18 protein-coding genes and 1 tRNA gene are annotated in these 21936 nt (G+C 67.7%); 10 read left to right on the top strand and 9 right to left on the bottom strand.

Features of this window, described 5'->3' with window-relative positions:
- Positions 1–18: 18 nt before the first annotated feature.
- Both H0523_RS10350 and H0523_RS10345 read right to left on the bottom strand, forming a co-directional pair.
- A complete protein-coding gene (locus H0523_RS10350) occupies positions 19–2517 on the bottom strand; it encodes a hypothetical protein (protein WP_054432802.1) in 2499 nt (832 codons plus the stop codon).
- The gene (locus H0523_RS10345; protein WP_231689803.1) at positions 2504–3727 is read right to left on the bottom strand and encodes a DUF3142 domain-containing protein; all 1224 of its coding nucleotides are present in this window, start codon (positions 3725–3727) and stop codon (positions 2504–2506) included. The genes H0523_RS10350 and H0523_RS10345 overlap by 14 nt, the downstream gene beginning before the upstream one ends.
- Positions 3728–4572: 845 nt before the next feature.
- On the opposite strand from H0523_RS10345, the gene H0523_RS10340 reads away from it, so the two are divergent.
- The 4 genes from H0523_RS10340 (at position 4573) to H0523_RS10325 (ending at position 9568) form a co-directional block, all read left to right on the top strand.
- On the top strand, positions 4573–6489 hold the full coding sequence (locus tag H0523_RS10340) for a PrkA family serine protein kinase (protein WP_369816849.1): 1917 nt from the start codon (positions 4573–4575) through the stop codon (positions 6487–6489).
- A 12-nt stretch (positions 6490–6501) separates the two neighbouring features.
- Entirely contained in the window at positions 6502–7761 is a 1260-nt protein-coding gene (locus tag H0523_RS10335) for a YeaH/YhbH family protein (protein ID WP_054432798.1), read from the top strand.
- Positions 7758–9308 carry a SpoVR family protein gene (locus H0523_RS10330; protein WP_082404658.1) on the top strand — a complete coding sequence of 517 codons (1551 nt, stop codon included), beginning with the start codon at positions 7758–7760 and terminating at the stop codon, positions 9306–9308. The genes H0523_RS10335 and H0523_RS10330 overlap by 4 nt, the downstream gene beginning before the upstream one ends.
- A gap of 169 nt (positions 9309–9477) precedes the next feature.
- Positions 9478–9568 (top strand) — tRNA-Ser (locus H0523_RS10325).
- 178 nt (positions 9569–9746) lie between these two features.
- Here the strand turns inward: H0523_RS10325 and H0523_RS10320 are convergent.
- Positions 9747–10604, bottom strand: coding sequence for a LysR substrate-binding domain-containing protein (locus H0523_RS10320; RefSeq protein ID WP_054432796.1), 858 nt, complete (start codon positions 10602–10604; stop codon positions 9747–9749).
- Positions 10605–10687: 83 nt separating this feature from the next.
- On the opposite strand from H0523_RS10320, the gene H0523_RS10315 reads away from it, so the two are divergent.
- From H0523_RS10315 to H0523_RS10305, 3 genes are all read left to right on the top strand, one after another.
- Positions 10688–11068 carry a tautomerase family protein gene (locus tag H0523_RS10315; RefSeq protein ID WP_054432851.1) on the top strand — a complete coding sequence of 127 codons (381 nt, stop codon included), beginning with the start codon at positions 10688–10690 and terminating at the stop codon, positions 11066–11068.
- 347 nt (positions 11069–11415) lie between these two features.
- A complete protein-coding gene (locus H0523_RS10310) occupies positions 11416–12192 on the top strand; it encodes a putative nucleotide-diphospho-sugar transferase (protein ID WP_231689804.1) in 777 nt (258 codons plus the stop codon).
- 85 nt (positions 12193–12277) lie between these two features.
- Positions 12278–12928 (top strand): DsbA family oxidoreductase, encoded by a 651-nt coding sequence (locus H0523_RS10305; protein WP_054432793.1) that lies wholly within the window; start codon positions 12278–12280, stop codon positions 12926–12928.
- 106 nt (positions 12929–13034) lie between these two features.
- Here H0523_RS10305 and H0523_RS10300 read toward each other — a convergent pair whose 3' ends face one another.
- Positions 13035–14309, bottom strand: coding sequence for a hypothetical protein (locus H0523_RS10300; RefSeq protein ID WP_054432791.1), 1275 nt, complete (start codon positions 14307–14309; stop codon positions 13035–13037).
- Between the two features lie 23 nt (positions 14310–14332).
- Positions 14333–15325 (bottom strand): Bug family tripartite tricarboxylate transporter substrate binding protein, encoded by a 993-nt coding sequence (locus H0523_RS10295; RefSeq protein ID WP_054432789.1) that lies wholly within the window; start codon positions 15323–15325, stop codon positions 14333–14335.
- Positions 15326–15469: 144 nt separating this feature from the next.
- Here H0523_RS10295 and H0523_RS10290 point away from each other — a divergent pair, with 144 nt between their 5' ends.
- Together H0523_RS10290 and H0523_RS10285 are read left to right on the top strand one after the other, a co-directional pair.
- Positions 15470–16375: a LysR substrate-binding domain-containing protein gene (locus H0523_RS10290; RefSeq protein WP_054432787.1), complete on the top strand. Its 906-nt coding sequence runs from the start codon at positions 15470–15472 to the stop codon at positions 16373–16375.
- Between the two features lie 158 nt (positions 16376–16533).
- On the top strand, positions 16534–18012 hold the full coding sequence (locus H0523_RS10285) for a glutamate-cysteine ligase family protein (RefSeq protein WP_054432786.1): 1479 nt from the start codon (positions 16534–16536) through the stop codon (positions 18010–18012).
- A gap of 35 nt (positions 18013–18047) precedes the next feature.
- Here H0523_RS10285 and H0523_RS10280 read toward each other — a convergent pair whose 3' ends face one another.
- Positions 18048–19841: a patatin-like phospholipase family protein gene (locus tag H0523_RS10280; RefSeq protein WP_054432783.1), complete on the bottom strand. Its 1794-nt coding sequence runs from the start codon at positions 19839–19841 to the stop codon at positions 18048–18050.
- Positions 19838–20752 carry a hypothetical protein gene (locus tag H0523_RS10275; protein ID WP_054432781.1) on the bottom strand — a complete coding sequence of 305 codons (915 nt, stop codon included), beginning with the start codon at positions 20750–20752 and terminating at the stop codon, positions 19838–19840. Before H0523_RS10275 ends, H0523_RS10280 begins: the two co-directional genes overlap by 4 nt.
- 166 nt (positions 20753–20918) lie before the next feature.
- Here H0523_RS10275 and H0523_RS10270 point away from each other — a divergent pair, with 166 nt between their 5' ends.
- The gene (locus H0523_RS10270; RefSeq protein WP_231689805.1) at positions 20919–21362 is read left to right on the top strand and encodes a CesT family type III secretion system chaperone; all 444 of its coding nucleotides are present in this window, start codon (positions 20919–20921) and stop codon (positions 21360–21362) included.
- A gap of 21 nt (positions 21363–21383) precedes the next feature.
- Here the strand turns inward: H0523_RS10270 and H0523_RS10265 are convergent, their stop codons facing one another.
- Together H0523_RS10265 and H0523_RS10260 are read right to left on the bottom strand one after the other, a co-directional pair.
- Positions 21384–21650, bottom strand: coding sequence for an EscF/YscF/HrpA family type III secretion system needle major subunit (locus H0523_RS10265; RefSeq protein WP_054432779.1), 267 nt, complete (start codon positions 21648–21650; stop codon positions 21384–21386).
- Between the two features lie 10 nt (positions 21651–21660).
- Positions 21661–21933, bottom strand: coding sequence for an EscE/YscE/SsaE family type III secretion system needle protein co-chaperone (locus H0523_RS10260; protein WP_054432778.1), 273 nt, complete (start codon positions 21931–21933; stop codon positions 21661–21663).
- Between the last annotated feature and the right edge of the window lie 3 nt (positions 21934–21936).

Genomic DNA, 21936 nt, shown 5'->3' with positions numbered 1-21936 from the left:
GCCCGTGCGGGGCGCTTTTTACGCCAACGGATCCTGGCGCTTCTTGCCGTTGCCGGCCGGCGCGCCATTGCGCCAGGCCCACAGGCCGGCGCCAAGCGCCGACAGCGCCAGCAGGCCGGCGGCCAGCAACACGCCCGGATGCTGCTTGCGGACACGTTCCCAGGCCTTCCATGCCTGGATATAGTGGAAGCGCGACGCCGACTGGAAGTCCGGTTCCGGGCATTCGCGGCCGAACGTGCCGCTGAAGGGCACCTGGGCGCCCTGATCCACGTAGCGCAGATAGATGGCGGTGGCGCGCTCCGGCGTGTCGTCGATCACGTAGCGGGCGCCGCGGCAGAGCGTGGCCGCAAAGGCCTGCGAGCGGGTCGGCAGTTCGTCGGCCGCCTTCAGCGCGTAGTCGGCGGCGATCTGGCGGTAGTGATAGCGTACGTTGGGGCGCGCCTCGCTGGCCGCGTAGCGCACGCGTTCTTCCTGCGTTACGAAGGGGCCGGGCAGGTCCGCCTCGGCGCGCTGCCGCGGCGTTTCCATCGGTACGCCGGCATCGGCGCGGGCCTCGCGCCACCAGGGGTTGGCGTCGCGGCCGGCGCCGGCGGAGTAGTTGCCCTCGTAGACGGCGTAGTCCGGTCCCTGTTCGTAGCCCATGATGCGCATGCCGTCGCGGCGCGCCAGCGTGGCGGCGGTGTACCAGGCTTCGGCGCGGGTGGTGCGGCCCCAGGCGTTGCCCGCGGCCTGCAGCGCGTCGCCGTACTGGGCGGCGCGCTGGCGGACATCGGACTCCCGGATCTTCCAGTTGCCGTTGTCGTAGTCGAGCGAGGCGAAGCGGGGATCGGAATCCGCGGGAAAGTACGGCAAGGCCTCGGCCACCCGGTTTTCCCGCACCAGCCGCCGCGCCAGCAGCTGGCGCAGGCGGTCATGGACGGGCGGCTGGTTCAGGCGGCTCCATTCGTAGAACTGGTCGGTCGTGTAACGGCTGAAGCCCGACGGCCGCGACGGCGCGGGCGGGGGCGGCGGCAGCCGGTCGACATAGGCCTTGAGCTCATCGGTCGTCAGCACGCGTTCGGCCACGTAGGCCGCGTCGTTCCAATAGGGCGAGAGCGGCCAGCCCTCTTCCGGCGGCGGGGCGCCATCGCCCGCCGCCGCGGCCCGGTACAACTGGTCCAGGGCTTCGACGTATTGGCCGCGCGACAGCGACAGCACGCCCTGTTCGCCCTTGAGCAGGGCGCCGGCTTCCGCCTCGACGCTGCCGTCACCGCGCGGGAACGCCTCCGCCGCGCGGGCGTAGGCCTGGGCGGCGAGCTCGTTGTCGCCGCGGCGGATCGCCAGCTTGGCGCGCACCCACCAGGCCAGCGCCGTGTCGAGCCGGTCGGCCAGCTCTTGCGCCAGGTCGTAGCGGCCGACGCGGTAGGCCAGCGCCGCGACCCGGTCGGCGTCGGCGATCCGTCGCGGATCCTGCGTCTGCAGCGCGGCCACCAGCGATTGCAGCGCGGGGTTGGGCGTGACGTTGGGCGTGCCGTCGGCGGCGTCGGCCAGGCTCAGGCGGCCGGTGGCCTCGAAGTTGGCGAAAGGGTCGCGCGCGCTGTCGGGCTTGCCGTCGACGATGTCGCCCAGCCGGGCCAGGCCGTACGCCACCAGCAGGCGCTGGCCGACCGGGTCGTCGATCAGGCGGATGGCGCGCGTCGGCGCGGCCAGCGCCCAGTCGGCCATCAGGCGCAACGATTCGCGGCCGCTGACCGACTCGCGCGCGGCCTGGGCGGCATACAGGCGCACGGCCTGCTGCAGGTCGGCCGGCGCGATCGCATCCATGCAGGGCGAGGCGTTGAACAGGTCTTCGTAGGCGCATTGGCCCAGGCTGCCGGACAGCGACAGGCGCGCTTGCTGGCCGTAGCTGGCGACGGCCAGGCCCAAGGGGTCGGGCGCGCCTTGCAGCGCCAGTTCGCGCACGCGGGCATAGGCCTGCGCCGGGTGATCCGTCGCCGGCGTGGTTCCGATGTCCCCGATTTCGGCCAGCAGGTAGGCGGCCCAGACGCTGCGGGTTGCGGCCTGTTCCGCCGGCAGCGCCAGGATGGCCAGCAGGCGCTGGCGCGCGCGTTCCAGGCGCGGTTCGTCCGGCGCCTGGGCGGCGCTGCGGTAGTCCACCGCGGCGGCGACGTAGAGGCGCGCGGCTTCCGGCAGGCCGTCGCCGGCGGCGTAGGCCTGGTCGCCGTCGGGACGGGCGCGCATCGCCCGAGCCTGTTGCCGTTGCGCCGGCGTCAGCGTCGCGTCGAACGCTTCGGGGATGGCGTCGGAGCGGTACGTGCCGTCTGGCAGCAGCGGCGATTCGTTGGTCCGCAGCGCGTCCGTGGCCGGCATCAGCCGCGCCGCTTCGTAGGCGAACGAGTTGGCGGGCGTGCCCTGCAGCGTGCCGGCGCGGTCGTCCAGCAACTGCGGCGGGAAGTCCGGGCCGCAGGCGATGACGATGCCGGCGCCGGCGGCGCAGGCCAGCGCCAGCGCGGCGGCAAGCGATTTACGGTTGTACATGGAAGCTCGGGGTTGCGGAGTCACAGCGGATCCATCCAATGGCGCGTTCGGCGCCGGCGCGCAGCAAGCCATCCTGCGCGCGGCGAAGATACCTGCCCTCGCGATCGTATTCAAGGGTGTAGCCGTTGATGCCGTCGGCGGCGCCGCATGTGGCGTCGAGCCGGACGGTGAACGGGAGCGCGGTGTCGGCGTTGCCGCGGTTGGCCAGTCGCACGTCGCGCGCGCCGCCGGCGCCGGGCGCGGCGGCGATCACCTCCAGTTGCGGCGTCAGCGGTTGACGCGCCAGCACGGCGCGCCAGGTCGGCAGGCTCCAGGCGCGCGTGTCGGCCTGGGTCGGCAGGCGGAACCAGACGATGCCGCGCAGCCCCGACGGGCGATCGCGATCGAGCGTGGCGACGAAGGCCGCCATGGCGTCGGGCGTGACCAGCAGCTCGGCCGAGCGGCCGCCCGGCATCAACGCCGGGCGTTCGCTTTCGACCGCGGCGATCCGGCCATGCTCGTCCCAGGCGACGCGGCTGCCATAGGAAGGCAGCGCCACGCGCCAGGGTTTGCCGGTCTGGCGCGCGTAGGCATCGAGCCAGGCGCGGGCCCGCTTGGCGTCGAACAGGCCTTGCGTGGGGTTCTGCACGGCGTGGACCTGCAGCACGGTTTCGTCCGGCACCGCCAGCAACGCGGGCAGCGCGGGACTGTCGAGCCAGGTGGGCAGGGCGGTGATCGACAACGGCAGGCTGGCGCCGAGGTGGGTCTTCAGCGTCGCCAGCAATGCGCGATAGGCCGGCAGCTTGGAGGTGGCGCAGTCGTAATCGATTTCCAGGCCGGCCGGCGTGACGCCGGCCTGGCGCCAGGCCGCCAGCGCGGCGATGGCGCGATCGGCGATGTCGGTGTCGCGCAAGTCGTTGACGCGGCCATCCAGCCGCAACACCAGCACCACCGGTCGTTGTGACGCGGCCAGCGCGGCGAGGTCGGGCGCCGCGTCGAACCAGGCGCCGTCGGCGCGCAATTCGGCCGCCAGCACCCGCCATGACCGCACCGCATCCGCGCCCTCGGCCAGCGCGCTGACGAGCGCGGGCGTCCATTGCCGTTGCCAGACATAGGCGTCGTTGGGCAGGGGCGGGGCGGCGCGTTCGCACGCGGCCAGCAACAGCACGCCGCACGCGGCCGCCAAGCGCCGCCAGCGCATCGGCGCGCGGACGATGCGGAGCCCTTGCATGAGGCGGCGCGAGCGGGGCGGCATGATGGGACGGACGGTGTTTGAAAGCGGTGTCGTACGCGGTTTCGCGGGATGCGTGATTCTATCCTTGACGCCGCAAGGGGTATTAGCACTCTCGATGCCTGGCTGCCAACCCACCGCGTGATAGCCGTGGACCATCGGCCGCATAGCGTTTGCCCGCGCGGCCCGCGGCGTGATGGCAGCAAGTTTGGGAGTGATTCCTGCATGTCCGCGTCGAAGCATCCGACAGCTTTTTTTTACCGCGTGTGCACAAATGAATTGCCACAAAACCGTCAATTGGGCTTAAGCTAGGTCATGACTTGGCGCTACGCGCGCATGGCTTGCTCCACGACCCGCCACGCGCCCTCGTCACCACGGATTCCAGTGTCGCGTACCGGCGCTTTTCACAAACCGGACCGACACGTTGCTGAACGCAGTCGCCTTGCGCCGTTCAGACCGTTCGCTGCCATCGCATAGCGAACGCACCGGACTTGCGTTCCGGATCATAAGAATCCACCGGGATATCTCATCCCTTCAAATCATTGCTGACCATTTCGTGCGTGGCTGCGTCATGCGCCCGTTCTACAGCGATATGCTGAAGGCGAACGAGTGAACTTATTCACGTTGGTTGCAATCCCTGACGGAACTTGTGTCTCCAGGGTGCAGCCTAAACGGAAAGGGCCCGATCGTGCTCTTGGTTGATGTGTGGCGAAAGCAACATACGACCGTGCCGAGATTGCTTATAGCGAGATTGACTAGTCACGCTGAAGCACTGAGGCACACAATGGGGACACGTAGGGACGTCATGGCTTTTTCGCGTGTTGTAGGAGGTTTCCGTGCAAAACATCGTCGAAGGCTTCAAGTCGCAGTATGCAAGAGAACAGGAATCAGAGCTTTCCCTAGAGGAATATCTGGACCTCGCCCGACGCGACCCGATGGCATACGCCAGCCCCGCTGAGCGCATGCTGGCGGCGATTGGCGAACCTGAAATCGTGGATACGCGCAACGACCCACGTCTTTCCCGTTTGTTTTCCAACCGGACCATCCGGCGCTATCCGGCGTTCCAGGAGTTCTACGGCATGGAGGACGTCATCGGGCAGATCGTGGCGTTCTTCAAGCACGCCGCGCAGGGACTGGAAGAGCGCAAGCAAATCCTCTATCTGCTGGGGCCGGTCGGCGGCGGCAAGTCGTCCATCGCCGAACGCCTCAAGGTGCTGATGGAGAGCTTCCCCATCTACGCGCTCAAGGGCTCGCCGGTGAACGAGTCGCCGCTTGGCCTGTTCCATCCGGAACGCTTCGGCGACACGCTCGAAAAGGAATACGGCATTCCGCGCCGCTACCTCACGGGCATCATGTCGCCGTGGGCGGTCAAGCGCCTGAAGGAGTTCGACGGCGACATCTCGCAATTCCGCGTGGTGCGCCTGAACCCGTCGGTGCTGCGCCAGGTGGCGATCGCCAAGACCGAACCGGGTGACGAGAACAATCAGGACATCTCGTCGCTGGTCGGCAAGGTCGACATCCGCAAGCTCGACCGCCATTCGCAGGACGACCCGGACGCCTACAGCTATTCCGGCGGCCTGTGCCTGGCCAACCAGGGCCTGCTCGAGTTCGTGGAAATGTTCAAGGCGCCGATCAAGATGCTGCATCCGCTCTTGACGGCGACGCAGGAAGGCAACTTCAAGGGCACCGAGGGTTTCTCGGCGATCCCGTTCAACGGTTGCATCCTGGCGCACTCGAACGAGTCGGAATGGCAGACCTTCCGCAACAACAAGCACAACGAGGCGTTCCTCGACCGTATCTATATCGTCAAGGTGCCTTACTGCCTGCAGGTCTCGGAAGAGGTCCGCATCTACGAAAAGCTGCTGCATCACAGCTCGCTGTCGACGGCGCCGTGCGCGCCGGGAACGTTGGACATGATGGCGCAGTTCTCGGTGCTGACCCGGCTGAAGGAGCCGGAGAATTCCAGCATCTACTCGAAGCTGCGCGTCTATGACGGCGAAAGCCTGAAGGACGTCGATCCGAAGGCCAAGGCGCTGCAGGAGTACAAGGACTACGCCGGCACCGACGAAGGCATGAACGGGGTCTCGACGCGCTTCGCGTACAAGATCCTGTCCAGCGTCTTCAACTACGACCAGACCGAGGTGGCGGCCAATCCGGTGCACCTGATGTATGTGCTCGAGCAGCGCATCGGGCGCGAGGACTATCCGGAGGAAATCCGCCGGCGCTACCTGGAGTTCATCAAGGGCTTCCTGGCGCCGCGCTACGCCGAGTTCATCGGCAAGGAGATCCAGACCGCGTACCTCGAGTCGTACTCGGAGTATGGCCAGAACATCTTCGACCGCTACGTCACGTTCGCCGACTGCTGGATCCAGGACGAGGAATTCCGCGACCCGGAAACCGGCGAGAGCTTCGACCGCAGCGCCTTGAACGACGAACTGGAGAAGATCGAGAAGCCGGCCGGCATCGCCAATCCGAAGGACTTCCGCAACGAGATCGTGAACTTCGTGCTGCGGGCGCGCGCCAACAACAATGGCCGCAACCCGACCTGGACCAGCTATGAAAAGCTGCGCGAGGTGATCGAGAAGAAGATGTTCTCGAACACGGAAGACCTGCTGCCGGTGATCTCGTTCAACGCCAAGGCGTCGGCCGAGGACAAGTCGAAGCACCAGAGCTTCGTCGACCGGATGGTGGAAAAGGGCTACACGGAGAAGCAGGTCAGGCTGCTGTGCGAGTGGTACCTCCGTGTGAGGAAGTCTTCCTGAGCGAGGTGAATCATGAATTCACTGATCGATCGCCGTCTTAACGGGCGCAACAAGAGCGCCGTTAACCGGGAGCGCTTTCTGCGGCGTTACAAGGACCAGATCCGCAAGGCGGTCCACGGGATGATCCGCGACCGCTCGATCCAGGACATGGATCAGGGCGGCGAGATCAACCTGCCCGCCCGCGATATTTCCGAGCCGACGTTCCGGCACGGCGCGGGCGGCGACCGGGAAATGGTGCATCCGGGCAATCGCGAGTTCGCCAAGGGCGACACGTTCGACCGGCCTCAGGGAGGAGAAGGCCAAGGCGGGTCCGAGCCCGGCGAGGGCGAGGCGGTCGATCAGTTCACCTTCAGCCTGTCGCGGGCCGAATTCCTCAACCTGTTCTTCGAAGACCTGGAACTGCCTCACCTGGCGCGCACCCAGCTGGGCGAGGTCAGCCAGAAGAAATGGCAGCGCGCCGGCTACACCACCACCGGCTCGCCCAGCATGCTCAGCATCAGCCGCACGCTGAAGTCGTCGCTGGCGCGGCGGGTGGCGCTGAGCGTGAAGGCGCGGGCCGACCTGGAAGACGCGGAAGAGCGCCTGGCCAAGGCCAAGGCGGCGGGCGAGCCCGCCGACCAGATCAAGGCCCTGGAGCAGGACGTCGAGGACTGCCGCGAGCGCCTGGCGCGCGTGCCGTTCCTGGACGACCTGGACCTGCGCTACCGCAACCGCGTGTCGGTCGCGATCCCGATGGCGCGCGCGGTCATGTTCTGCCTGATGGACGTGTCCGGCTCGATGGACGAGGGCAAGAAGGACCTGGCCAAGCGCTTCTTCACGCTGCTGTACCTGTTCCTGTCGCGCAAGTACGAGCACGTCGACCTGGTCTTCATCCGCCACACGGACAATGCCGAGGAAGTGGACGAGCAGACCTTCTTCTACGATCCCAAGAGCGGCGGCACCATCGTGCTGTCGGCGCTGGAGCTGATGCGCGAGATCGTCGAGAAGCGCTATCCGCCCACGGCCTGGAACGTGTATGCGGCACAGGCCAGCGACGGCGACTCGTTCGGCGCCGACGCGGGCAAGAGCGCGCGCTTCCTGGCCGAGCACCTGCTGCCGGCCACGCGCTACTTCGCCTATATCGAGGTTCCCGACTCGCAGGAGGCGCGCAAGAGCAGCCTGTGGGCGGAATATGAACAGAAGCTGGCGCCGCATTTCGTGATGCGGCGGATTTGCGATCGCGGGGAAATCTATCCCGTGTTCCATGACCTGTTCAAGAAGGAAACCGCATGAATGCCATCCTGGGCGCACTCGTGGAGCCGGAGTCGGCCGGCAGCCCCCGGCCGCTGTCGCAAGGTTCCGAATGGACGTTCGAACTGATCCAGTCCTATGACGACGCGATCTCGCAGGTCGCGCGCGAGTACGGGCTGGACACCTATCCGAACCAGATCGAGGTCATCACCTCGGAGCAGATGCTGGACGCCTATGCGTCGGCGGGCCTGCCCATCGGCTATCCGCACTGGTCGTATGGCAAGGAGTTCATCCGCAACGAGCAGTTCTATCGGCGCGGCATGCAGGGCCTGGCCTACGAGATCGTGATCAACTCCAACCCCTGCATCGCGTATCTCATGGAAGAGAACTCCATGACGATGCAGGCGCTGGTGATCGCGCACGCCTGCTACGGCCACAACTCGTTCTTCAAGGGCAATTACCTGTTCCGCCAGTGGACCGACGCCGATGGCGTGCTGGACTACCTGGTGTTCGCCCGCAAGTACGTGATGGACTGCGAGGACCGCTACGGCATCGACGCGGTGGAGGCGCTGCTGGATTCCTGCCATGCGCTGTCGCACCATGGGGTCGACCGCTACAAGCGGCCCACGCCGATCTCGTACAAGGAAGAGGCCGCGCGCCAGGCCGAGCGCCAGGAGCACGCGCGCCTGCAGTACAACGACCTGTGGCGCACGCTGCCGCGGCTGGAGGCCGACAAGGACGAGCGGGTGGCCGCGTCGGTGTTCCCGCCCGAGCCGGAAGAGAACCTGCTGTACTTCATCGAGAAGTATTCGCCCAAGCTGGCGCCGTGGCAGAAGGAGCTGGTGCGCATCGTGCGCAAGGTCGCCCAGTACTTCTACCCACAGACCCAGACCAAGGTGATGAACGAAGGCTGGGCCACGTTTTGGCACTACACCATCCTGAACCGGCTGCACGAGAAGGGGCTGGTCAACGACGGCTTCATGATGGAATTCCTGCAGAGCCACACCAACGTCGTCAGCCAGCGCGGCTTCGACGAGCGTGGCTACGGCGGCATCAACCCGTATGCGCTGGGCTTCGCGATGATGTCGGATATCCGCCGCATCTGCGAGAAGCCCACCGACGAGGACCGCCGCTGGTTTCCCGACATCGCCGGCGGCGACTGGCTGAAGACGCTGGACTTCGCCATGCGCAACTTCAAGGACGAGTCCTTCATCTCGCAGTACCTGTCGCCGCGCCTGATCCGCGAGTTCCGCTTCTTCGCGATCTCGGACCACCAGGCCAATCCCAAGCTGGAAGTCGCCGCCATCCACGACGACGACGGCTACCGCGACATCCGCCGCCTGCTGGCCGCGCAGCACAACCGCGACAACCAGGTGCCGGACATCCAGGTGGTGCGCTTTAACCGCGACACCGATCGCTCGCTGGTGCTGCGCCACCTGACGAGCCGCGGCCGGCCACTGGCGGCGGAGGACGCCGAGCAGGTGATGAAGCACCTGGCGCGGCTGTGGGGCTTTCGCGTGAGGCTGGAGGAAACCGAGCCGGACGGCACCGTCGGTTCGTACCGCGAGCAGGATCCGCCCAACGCGTGAGGGGGCGGCGGGCGGCCTCGGCGCCGCCGTCGCGCGGCTGGCCGGGAGGCTCGTGGCAAAAAGGGGACGCAATCGCGTCCCCTTTTTCTTTTGCCGCGCCGCCAATGCAGCTTTCTTGCCGATCTGCTAGAATCGCGGATTCGCATTTTTCGGAATGCGTACCAGATCAGGACAGGTGGCCGAGTGGTTGAAGGCGCACGCCTGGAAAGCGTGTATACGTCAAAAGCGTATCGGGGGTTCGAATCCCCCTCTGTCCGCCAAGAATTTCACAAGCGTTGCCGCGCGGTCGCCCGCCATCAGCTTGCCCCAGAACCCGCATGGACATTGGTCCTGCGGGTTTTTTGTTTTCCGGCGAGGACGCCGCGGTAAGCGGCGTTCCCTTGAGGGCTCAAGTGGCCTGCGACCCGCGACACCGCTTGACCGATCCGGCTTTGGCGATCAGCTTCGCACCGCGCCGCGAAAGGCCGCCGAGAGCGCGGCCAGCGCATCCTGCGAGCGGCTGTTCCTGACCCGGGTATGCAGCAGGATGGGCAGCCGCGGCAGATCCGGTAGCCCCAGCCTGGGACCGACGTCGACCGCGCCGAACGGCACCATGCGTGGGGCCAGCGCGGCCACCCCAAGCCCCGCCATGACGGCGGCGGCGACCGTCATCACGCCGCCGCCCACGAACACTTCGGTCCAGGGTATGCCGGCCTCATCGAGCAGTTGCCCGGCCAGGGCGCGCACGCCGCAGGGCTCGGCCATCGTGGCCAGCGGCAGCGGTTCTCCCGCCCGATGTTGCCAGCCGGGCATGGCGAACCAGCCGAACTTTTCTTCGGCGAGGATTTCCCCATCGCCGCGGTCCGCCTGGAAGCGGACGATCACCGTATCGAGCTCCCTGCGGTCGAAACGTTGCAGCAGCTCGGCCGACGAGCCGATCCGGATTTCGATCAGCAGCCGGGGATCCTGCGCGTTCATGCGTGCGATCAGCGCCGGCAGTTCCGGACCCGCGACATGGTCGCTGATGCCGATGGCGAGACGCTGCCGCGTTCCCGCGACGACCGAGACCGCCCGGTCGTGCGCCTCGATGAGCTTGCGCGCGTGCTCGAGAAAAGTCGCGCCGTGGGCTGAAAGCTCCACGCGCCGGGGCGTGCGTTCGACGAGCCTGAAATCCAGCCGGTCTTCAAGCCGCTTGAGCTTCAGGCTGATCGCCGCCTGGGTGGTCTGCAGCGATTCGGCGGCGCGGGTGAAACTGCCCAGCTCGGCAATGCGGATGAAGGCTCTGACCGCCTCCAGGTCGAGGGCGCGCTTGGTCATTTCAAAACTTTATCGTTGAAATAAAAATGCATACGTTATCAGAATGGATAATGGGCAGCGGGACCACAAAGGAGGAACTTCCCATGCCGTTCGCTCATATCTCATTGCGCTCCGGAAAGCCGGAGGCCTATAGGCAAGCGATCTTTGACAGCGTTTATCGCGCGCTGCGCGAGACATTCAATGTTCCCGAGGATGACCAGTTCATGGTCATGACCGAGCATGAGGCCGCGAATTTCCGCTACGGGGCGACTTACCTCGATATCGCGCGAAGCGACGATCTGGTGTTCATCCAGATCACCGCGAACAACACGCGTAGCTTGGAACAGAAGAAGGCGTTGTTCCGGCGGATTGCGCAATTGCTTGGCGAAAATCCCGGCCTGCGGCCCGAGGATGTGTTCGTGAACCTCGTCGAGGTGCTGAAGGAAAACTGGTCGCTGGGAGGCGGCCTCGCGCAATACGCCTGAGCCGGCTGGCAACAGCACTCACGCCGTCGGGATTTTCCCGACGCGCGGCAAGCCCTGCCCGGAAAGCCGGTTGAAAGTTCTGTTGGGCCTGGAACGGCGCTTCAGAGGGAGGCCGCGCGAAGAATTATTTCAGCGTGGCGATTTGAATTTCGACTGATTGCAATTGCGTCGACGCGTATCGCGTCGATCCATAAACTCTGCCTGCGCTTCGATCCCGCGCCTGTACCGCCCGCACCATCGTGCGTCGCGTTACGGCGGGAGAAGCGTTGTGCGAGCCTGCCTCCGCGCTGTCGACATGACGTTGCCGGTATGCCCGCTGTACCTGATCTTGAATAGCGTGGCGCATCATGTTCGATTGGTTTCGACGCAGGTGGTTCGGCTGGTCCGCGGAGCAGGCGCGAGGGGTTCCGAGCTTTCCGGGGCCGGACAAGGTGGCGCCGGGCGGGCGACGAGGTAGTGCCACGGGCATGGTGGTGGCGTTTTTCACCTGCGACAGCATTTACGAGGCGGAAAAGAATCGCCTGCTGCGCTCGGCGGAACGGCTGGGGCTTGCCGTCGATGCCGAGCCGATCGAATCCGCCGGGTCCTGGGTGCGCAATGCGTCCATGAAGCCATCGGTGCTGGTTGCCATGCGCAAGAAGCACACGGGGCCACTGCTGTATGTCGACGTGGACGCGGTGTTTCATCGCGATCCGTGGCCGACGCTGGCCGCGTTGGACTGCGATATCGCCGCCTACCATGAGCCCGACGGGCACTTGCTGAGCGGCACGTTGTTCATCAACCATACGCCGGCCGCCGCCGCGCTGTTGCAAGCCTGGGCGCAGGCCTGCGCGGAGAATCCCGACGAGTGGGACCAGCGGGTGCTGGAGCGCCTGCTGGCCCGCGACGCCTTGTCCGCCGAGCCGCGTTATCGGCAGGCGCGGCTGCCCGTTGCCTATTGCTGGATCTTCGACAAGACCGACAATGCGTCGTGCGACGAGGTGTTCATCGAGCATCTGCAGGCCAGCCGGGAAGCCACGCAGCGCAAGCGCGTGTTCGGCAGGCCGGTGCGCGCGGTCAGGCGGCGCCGGGATAGGGTGCGGGCGATCGAGCGGATCCTGTTTGGTCGGAACGCGGCGCGCTAGGCGTCGCGGCCCTGGCGCGTCCATGGTTTCTTGGCCGTGATGTCGTGCTTTGGTCTACGCTAGCTCTCTGTTCCCGGAGAGTTCCATGTCCAAGATCACTGTTGATTTCGTGTCCGATGTCGCCTGTCCCTGGTGCGCGGTCGGGTTGGGCGGCCTGCTGACCGCGATCGAGCGGGTGGGCGGCGAGGCCGAGGTCGAGCTGCATTTCCGTCCGTTCGAGCTGAATCCCGACATGCCCAAGGGCGGGCAGAACACCATCGAGCGCCTGATGGCCAAGTATGGCTACAGCCGCGAGCAGGTGCAGGCCAATCGCAAGGTGATCAGCGAGCGCGCCGCGGCGGTCGGCATGCGCATGCGCATGGGCGACGACAACCGTTCGTTCAATACCTTCGACGCCCATCGCCTGTTGCACTGGGCCGGCCTGGAGGGGCAGGGCAGCCAGACGGCGTTGAAGAAGCGCCTGCTGGAGACCTATCACTACGACAACCAGGACACCAGCGACGTCGAGGTGCTGGTGCAGGCGGCGGCGGACGCCGGGCTGGATGCGGCCGAGGCGCGCGCGGTGCTGGCCTCGGGCCGCTACAGCGAAGAGGTGCGCAAGGAAGAGGCCGAATGGCGCGACCGCGGCATTACCTCGGTGCCGTCGGTGATCCTGAACGGCAAGTACCTGGTGTCCGGCGGCCAGCCGGCCGACGTGTTCGAGCAGGCGCTGCGCCAGGTCGCGCGCGAGGGGTGAGCGGCGGGCGGCGCCATGGGCGCCGCGCCGCGATCCGTATGACCGCGAGGCCGCCGCGTCGTTGCCGCGCGACGGCGGTCCCGGGCTTGTCCATGCGGCGGCCGGCTCAGGCTTTCACGATCGGCGCGACGTCCAGCACGTACATCTGGCGTTCGCCTTCGTGCACCGAATCCACGCACACCTGCGTGCCGTCGCGGCTCCAGCGCGGGTGCAGGTCACAGCGGTTTTCCTTGGACAGCGAAGGATCGGCGTAGAAGCTGCCGAGGTCGTGGCGCTGCCCGGTGCGCATGTCGTACAGGAACAGGATGCGTTCGTGGGTGACCGGATCGGGATAGGTGTCGCTCAGCAGCCAGCGGCTGTCCACGGGTGAAAACGTCATGTGGCCGTTCTCGGTGAGGACGCCGTCGCCCACCACTTGCACCTGGCCGCCGTCGGCATCTTCATACAGGTGGTAGTGGATGCGGCCGGCATGCGGTCCCCAGACGATGATCGAGCGGTCGTCGCGCCACAGCGGGTGCGAGATCTGGTATTCCGATTTCTCGTAATCGAAGGTGCCGACGGCGGCCGGATCGAAGTCGTCGGCCAGCTGCGGCAGGGGGTGGTCGGAACATTCCAGCAGGCGCATGTCGCTGCCGTCCGGGTTCATGGTGATGAGGCGGTGCAGGAAGCAGGTCTCGTCCTCGACCCGCTCGGTCCAGCGGTGCAGGAACAGGATGCGCGTGGACGAGGGGTTGACCTCGATGTGGCTGACCCAGTGGATGGCGCGTTCCATCGAGGCGCGCGGATGGAAGTTGCGCAGGTCGGCGTAGCTGACCAGCAGGCGGTGGTCGCCGCTGTCCAGGTCGAGCGTGTGGATGCCGTCGTCGGCCGGCGCGTTGGCCACCGGCGCGGGCGCGTGTTCGCTGTAGCCGATGGTCTGGTGCGTGATGTAGAGCCGACGGTAGTCCACGCACAGCGCGTAGCGGCTGTCGGGGGCGGCGACGTAGATCGGCAGCGGCAGGTAGCGCGTCTGGCCGGTGACGAGGTTGTGGACCGCCGAGCGGAATCCGGGATAGAAGCCGCCATCGTCGTCGCGCCGGCAGTTGTAGATCAGCTGCGGCTCGGCCTGGCCGTCCAGCCACTGCAGCTGGCAGCCCATCTGCCAGTTCCAGGCGGTGGTGGCGCCGACGGCGTGGTAGCGCTCGCCGTCATGCAGGTCGAAGTAGCCGACCTCGGCGCGCAGCCCGGGCGTGAGCACGGCGTCCTTGACCGGCGCGCGGTTGGCCAGCAGATAGCGGCCGCCGCGATGCCAGACGGTCTTGTTGTAGTAGCCGAAGAAATGATGGCCCGGCGGGCCGCCCAGGCGGCGGCAGGCGATGGCGGGAGTGGTCATGCGATTCATCAATGAAGGAAGGGGAAGGGCGTTCAGCCGGCGCTGATGTGTTCGGTCTCGATGACCTTGTTCCAGCGGGCGCGCTCGCGCTCGACGAAGGCGCGCGCCTCGGCAGGGCTGTTGCCCACCGGCGTCATGCCCAGGTGCTCGAGGCCGGCGCGGAATTCCGGATCGGCGTAGACGCGGCGCAGGTCGGCGCTGAGCTTGTCGATCAGCGCGTCGGGCACGTCCTTGCCGGCGGCCAGGGTGGTCCAGGAGGTCACGGTCAGGCCGGGCAGGCCGGCCTCGGCGGCGGTGGGCACGTCGGGTAGCGCGGCCGAGCGCGTGGCGCCGGTGATGGCCAGCGCCTTGAGCTTGCCGGTCTGGATGTAGCCGATGGTGGTGGGCACGTTTTCGAACAGCAGCTGGATCTGGCCGCCGATCAGGTCGTTGATGGCGGCGGAGCTGCCGCGATAGGGAATGTGCGCGATCGGGGCCTGCGCGGCCATTTTGTAGAGTTCGCCTACCATATGCACCGAGGAGCCGACGCCGGCCGAGCCGAAATGCAGGTTGTCGGGGTTGGCCTTGGCCTGGGCGGTCAGTTCGGCCAGGGTGTTGGCCTGGAGCGTTGGGCTGGCGACGACCACGTGCGGCATCTCGGCGACGATGGTGATGATCTTGAGGGCCTCGGCCGGGCGGTAGTTCAGGTGCTTGTAGACGCCGTAGGTGGCATGCAGGCCGATGGAGCCGAGCAGCAGGGTGTAGCCGTCGGGGTCGGATTCGGCGACGAATTTGCCGCCGATGTGGCCGCCGGCGCCGGGCCGGTTCTCGACCACGACCGGCTGGTTGTAGAGCTGGCCCAGGTACTTGGCCAGCAGCCGCCCCTGGATGTCGGAGCTGCCGCCGGCGGTGAACGGCACGATGATCCGTAACGGGCGGTCCGGATAATTGGCCTGGGCCTGGGCGGCGAACGGCAGGGCCGCGCTCGCCAGGGTCAGGCAGAAGGCTTGCAGGACGCGGCGGCGCCAGGGATGGCTTGAACGCATGGTATTTCCCCTACAGCGGTTGGTTTTTCGGTGGGGTGCGGGAGCAGGAGCACCCGAGGAGCCACGAGTGTAGGAGTCGCTAAGTATTTGAAAAAATTCTTTTTTCGGCATAGTCTATGCAAGTTTGCTATACCCTGTGACCCCATGAGCCGACCGCTGAATTTCCGTCAGATCGAAGCCTTCCACGCGGTAATGCTGGCCGGCACCACCACCGGCGCGGCGCAGATGCTGCGCACCACGCAACCGTCGGTGAGCCGCCTGCTGGCGCAGGCGCAGCAGGCCAGCGGCCTGAAACTGTTCGACATGGAGCGCGGCCGCCTGCGGCCGACGCGCGAGGCCAAGGACCTGTTCGATACGGTCAAGCGGCACTTCGTCGGCCTGGAGCGCATCGAGGACCGCGTGGCCGCCATGCGCCGCAGCGGCAGCGGGGTGTTGCGGCTGGCCTGCACGCCGGCGCTGGGCCTTGGCATGCTGCCCGGCGCGGTCGAGGAATTCGCGCAGCGCTATCCCGACGTGCACATCAACATGCAGACCGTGGGCAGCCAGTATCTGCGCGAGGGGCTGCTGCACGGCACCTACGATGTGGTGGTGACGACCGTGCCGCTGGACGGCGCGCACCTGGCGCTGCAAAGCCTGCACGAAAGCGCGGCGGTCTGCGTGATGCGGCCGGACCATCCGCTGGCGGCGCTGCCGGCCATCGGCATCGCCGACCTCAACGAGCGCCGGCTGCTGGTGCTGAACGCCGACGATGACGTCTACCTGCAGTTGCGCGGCGCGATGCTGGCGCACCAGGTGCAGCCGGTGTCGGAAATCGAGACCACCTATTCATCGACGATCTGCGCGCTGGCCGCGGCCGGCACCGGCCTGGGGATCGTCAATCCGTATATCGCCGACGTCTTCGCGCAGCAGCTGGCGATACGTCCGTTCACGCCCAAGCTACCCGTGCGGGTCTGCATGGCCTATCCGGCGCAGACCGCGCCGTCGGTGGTGACCGAGGCCTTCGTCGACATCCTGACGCGGCGCTTCGGAGACATGGTCGAGTCCGTCTGAGACCGTCTCGACAGCCGCCGGGGAACGGCGGCGCCATCGGTGTTACTCAGCTTGCGGCGCGTATCGCGCCAGAAGAACAAGGAGACAGTCTTGATGCACGCCGCCACCCTTTCCGTTCCCGATGTCCGGAACCGCCCGCGCGCCGCGGGAGCGGCGCGATGACGCCGCGCGCGGGACGCACGCTGGGGCTGGAGATGGAAATGGCGGTGGCGCGGCGCGATACCGGCGCCAGCCACCCGGTGGGCGGCTACTTCGAGACCTTGGCCGCGATCAAGGCGGCGCGCGGCGAGGCGCCGGACCTGGCGCGCATCGGCGAGCGCATCGTCGGCGTGTCGGTGGCGGCCGGCGAGAGCGGCCTGGACAACGGCTTCAACCTGCTCGAGACCGCGTTCGCGCCGGTCTCGGAGGATGACGGCGGACTGGACGAACTGGCGCGGCGCGCCACGCGTGAACTGCATGACGCCAGCCGCGCGCTGGAAGCGGAAGGCGCGGTGCTGCTGAATGCGTCGGAGCATCCCGACTGCACCCTGGACCCGTCGTGGTACGCGACGGTGCACGTGCCGCGGCCGATCTACCGCGAGCTGGTGGGCCATCGTGAATGGCTGCACCGCGTGGGGATCGACGCCAAGGCGCAGAACAGCCCGTGCACGTCGGTGGACGTGACGCAAGCGGCGCGTGCGCTCAACGTGGTGCTGGCGCTGGCGCCGGCCAGCATCGCGATCTTCGCCAACAGTCCGCTGGAGAACGGCCGCGCGACCGGCCTGAAGGAGAACCGGCTGACGGTGTGGGACCGCATGTTCCGCCACTCGCGCTATGCCGGCGACTATCACCTGCAGCGCCTGCCCGAGCGGCCGTTCGTGGACCTGGGCGATTACTTCCGCTGGATGTTCGCGCCCGGCACCGCCAGCCGCTGCCTGCCGCTGGCGACGGACGATGGCTACAAGTCGGCCACCGGCGTGTACCTGCGCGGTTCGCCGTGCCTGTCGGCGTTCCTGGCGTCGGAGGGCTGGCCGGGCCGGCGCTCGGACACCGGCGAGGGCGTCACCATCGCGCCGCAGGGCGCGCATTTCGAGTATTCGCAGTTCGCGCATTTCCTCGATGCGCGCTGGCGCTACCGGCTGGCGACGCCGCCATCGCTGGAGGCGCTGCGTGAAGCCTGGCGGCGGCCGGGCGGCATCGAGGAGCTGTACGCGCAGCTGGGCGCCAGCGGCTACATCGAAGGCCGCGCGCCCGGCGCCGGCTTCGCCGATGCGCAACTGCTGCGCGAGGCGGGACGCGAGGTGGCGGCGACGCTGGTGATGGCGCCGTCGGCGCTGCAACTGGGATTGATGCGCAACCTGCCGCAAGCCGAGGATCTGTTGCGGTCATGGGGCTGGCTGCGGCTGCGTGCCATGCGCGCCGACGCCATGCGCGACGCGCTGCACGATCCCGCGGTGCATGCGCTGGCCGGCGAGGTGCTGGCGGTGGCCGCGGGCGGGCTGGCGCCGCACGAGCGCCATTGGCTCGGTTATGCGCATTACGCGGTGGATGCACGCAGCAGCGGCGCGGACCGCCTGCTGCGCCTGTGGCGCGAGCTCGATGGCGATCCGCGCCGCCTGGCCAAGGTGTGCGAGGCCAGGGCGGTGGTGCCGCTCTGACTCGCCCGGCCGGCCCCGTGCGGGGCCGGCATCGTTCAGGCCAGTTGCGGCATCGGTCCCAGGCCGGGCGGCGGAACGTTGTCGACCAGCGCCAGCAGTTGGCGTTGCAGGCCATCGGGCGCGGCGCCGGTGCGCAGCGCCTGCTTTTCGCCGTCGGTCAACAGGCCCGCCAGGTCCGCCAGGCTGTCGCATTCCATCGAGTAGGCCTGATGCGTGCGCACCGCGATCTGCTCCAGCGACTTCCAGGCCGACAGCATGTGGGCCTGGTGCTGGACCTCGTCGCTGATGTTCGAGGTCAGCGTGCTGATGCCGCCGTGGAACACCGGCAGCGCGTTCGGGCCGGCCGTCCAGATCTTCTGCTTGTCGGCGAAATCGGCGCCGGCCTGGTCGGGGTGGCTGGTGATCAGGTTGACGAAGAACGACTTGATCTTGCCCAGCACGCCCGGCGTCGGCGCCTGGGGCGGGCCGCCGTGCATGATCTGGTAGGCCTTGCCGTTTTCGTCGAAGGTCAGCAGCAGGGTGCGGGCCTGCGTCTGGCCGAGCGCGTCGCCGGTCAGGGCGGTGGGCACGCCCTGCGCGTCCTTCGGATGGGTGAAGACCTCGGACGGCATGTTGCTGCCGATGCCGCCATCGGCGTAGACCTTCTTGCCGCCGTCGGCCGTCTCCACCGACACCGCCTTGAACGCGATCGGGAACGACATCGACATGCGCGCGGCATAGGCGATCGGCATGTCCGGCGCGCTGTCGGCGTCGAAGTATTCCTCGACCTGATCGGTCTTGTTCCAACCGGTGAGCGTCAGCTGCTTGAACTTGTCGGGCGCCAGCGTGTTCAGCAGCTTCAGGTCGCCGAACGTGATCATGCTGTCCTTGTGTTCCTGCTCGAAGTCCGGCAGCTGCTGCAGGCGGCTGAGGCGTTCGAGCTGGCGGTCGCTCAGCTGGCCCTGGCCGGCGAGCGCGACCAGCTTGTCCTGGAACGCATGGGTGTTCCAGTGCGTCGTCAGGTAGTCGTGCACGCTGCGCGAGGTGGTCTGGTCGACTACCTTCAAGGAAGCGACGGCGGGCGCGAGGCCGCCTTCCATCTTCAGGTCGGGATAGATGCGCGCCAGGTCGCCGCCGCCCTTAAGCGCATCGAGCATGCCCGGGCGGAACAACGCGTCGGCCGGCCCCTGTTCGAACTGCGCCGCGCTCAGGCCCGCCGCCAGGCAGGTGGCGGTGAGGGCGCCGGCGGACGAGCCCGACAGGTGCTTGAGTCCGGCCAGCATGCCGGTCTTTTCCATCTGGTCCAGGCCGGCGCTGTAGCCGATGCCCTTGGCGCCGCCGCCGCGCAGCGCCATGTTCTCGAGCTGCGGCGCGGGGCGGATGACGACGTACTTGTCGCCGCGCGGGATGATCTGCGGGCGGGTGTCGGCCTGCGGCAGGTTGGACATGAGTTCCGAGCGCGCCGCATCCACCTTGAGCCGGTCCAGCGCCATGGCGGCGGATTTTCCGGCCGACTTCATGGCGCTGGCGAAGTCCTTGCCGTCGACCGAGCCGTCCTGCTTGCGCGGCAGCGCGTCGAAGGAGCGCTGGACGATGGACTCGAAGCGCGTCTGCACGTCGCCGGCGAAGCTCTCGATGCCCTTGGGGCCCATCATGTTGGCGAGCGCGCTGGTCTCCTGCATGAAGTACTGCTCGAACGAGCGCTTGGCCGCGTCGACGTGGGCGGCGTTGGTGTCGGGCGTGACGAACAGGCCCTTGAGCTGGCCCAGCAAAGAGGTCGGCGCCTGTGCCGGCGGTTGCCAGACGGAGGCGGCGGCGCTGTTCTGGATGGCGCTGGAGATACCGTTCATACCAGCGCTCCCGGCGCGGCGGCGCCCGTGGCGGCGGCCGCCACGCCAAAGGAAATCTGCGCGCCTTCCAGCGCCAGGTCGCGCACCAGCGCGCGCGTGTCTTGCGCCTGCGCCAGCTGGTATTGCAGCCAGCGCGGCCAGGTGTCGTCGTCCAGTCGCTCGAGCGCGATGCGGCCGCTGCCCGTCACGAACTGGCGGCTGTCCAGTCCGACCACGTAGGCGTGGCCGCGCAGCGCGTTCTGGTTGATGAGCAGCGCGCTCTTGATGACGGCGCGGCGCAGGCTGCCCTGCAGCGCGGCGGCGTCGTGCAGGAAGAAATCGATCAGCAGCCGCCGGTTGTCGGGGTGCAGCGTAACGCGGCCGGGCAGGTCGTCGAACAACAGATCGAACTGGCGCGCGCCGCTGGGCAGCGTGTCCAGCCCGCAGGCCAGCGCGAGCCGCGCCAGGTCGCGCTCGGCCTGGCGCGCATCGCCTTGCGGGCCGCGCGGCAGCGCCGCGGGCGGCGTGGCGTCGGGGTGGGGGCCGGCCAGGCGGTCGAGTTCCCGCAGCAGCGTGTCGGCGATGTCGTGCAGGGCCTGGGCGTCGCAGGCCGCGTACAGCGGCAGGCTCAGGCTCGGCCCCAGCTCGGGCGAGATGCCGCCGATCAGGCCCGCGCCCAGGCGCGTATCGAAGCCGCGGCGCAGCAGCGCTTCGCCCTGCGGGTCGTCGAAGCCGGGCGCGTCGTTGAAGGCGTGACGCCAGGCGGTGAGCACCACGCTGCCGTCGTGCGCGTTGCGCGCCATGCCCAGTTGATGATGGTCGTCCAGCGGGACGGCCCATTGCGCGGGCTGTTCGGTGTCGCCGGTATGGAAATGCGCCTGCGCGTACTGTGCGGCGGCCTGCGCGATGTCGGAGAGGGAGTTGAACGCCATGGAAAGCTCGCGGAGTGGGAATCACCCCTTGAGTAACAGCAGCATGCCTTCCGGTTCCCTGTCGGGGCCTGGGATTCGCGCGGCGCGGGTGCCATAATGTGGCCTCGTCCATCTCGCGCTGCGGGCGGCCGCGCCCGTTCGCGCCCGCATCGCCACTTTCGTTACCGTGTCAGACCCTCATTTCGCCCAGGTGCTTTCCGAACTCGGCCAGGCGCTGGGCATTCCCGCGCTGGCGCCCGCCGAGGGCGGGCTGTGCCAACTGGCATTCGATGGCCGCCATCTGGTGCAGCTGATGGCGCATGGCGCGCGCGGCCAGATCCTGCTGTCCTGCGCGGTGGGCGGGGGCAAGATGGATGGCGCGCTGGCGTTGCTGGCCGCGCAGGGCAACTTCCTGCAGGCGGGCGGTGGCGTGGTGGCGTGCGCGGCCCCGGATGGCCGCATGCATCTGCAGCTGGGCGTGGCGCGCGAACAATGCGGCGCGGACGCGCTGCTGGCCGCGATCGACGCGCTGCTCAACCAGGTCGAGGCCTGGGAGAAACGCGCCGCGCGCGCGGAGCCGGGCGCGGACGCGCCGTGGCGCAATCCCGCCTTCATGATGCAGTCGGTCTGACCCCGCGCGGGGGAGGCCGGCTCAGCTGGCTTTCTGGATCACGCCCTTGAGCGAGTCCGCGATCTGCTTGGTGATCGTGCTCTGGATCTCGATCAGCATGGTCCACTGTTGCACCTGTTGCTGCATCTTCAGCATGTCCGCTTGCGACACGCTGCCGTCGGCATTGGTGCGCAGGTTGGACAGCGTCGTCTGCAGGTTGCTTTCCTGCGAACGGATGCTGTCGTAGATCGTGCTGTTCACGCTGTTGAAATTCAGGCCGGACGAGCCGGTCAAACCGTTCAAAGCCATGGTGCGTCTCCTAGCGATTCAGGGGAGAAAAAGCGGCGGGCGGCGCGTCGGCGCCATCCCGGGGATCAAGCGGCAGCGCGGCCAGCACCTCGCGCGCGGCGGCGGCAGCCTGCGCCACCGCCTGGTATTGCTGGAAAGCCACCGGCACCAGGCCCGAGTCCAGGCGCTGGTTGGCGCCTTGCTCCAGTTCGGCGAGGCGCTGTGCCAGTTCGGCGCGCAACGCGGCGCCGCCAGGGGCGGCCAGGCGTTGTTCCAGTTCGGTCAGGGCGGTCGGATCGGTCATGGT

Origin of the sequence: Achromobacter insuavis (assembly GCF_902859645.1) — a bacterium.
GTDB classification, from domain to species: Bacteria; Pseudomonadota; Gammaproteobacteria; order Burkholderiales; family Burkholderiaceae_B; genus Achromobacter; species Achromobacter insuavis.
Note: the sequence above shows the minus strand (reverse complement) of the source record. Positions and strands in the feature narration are given on the sequence as shown.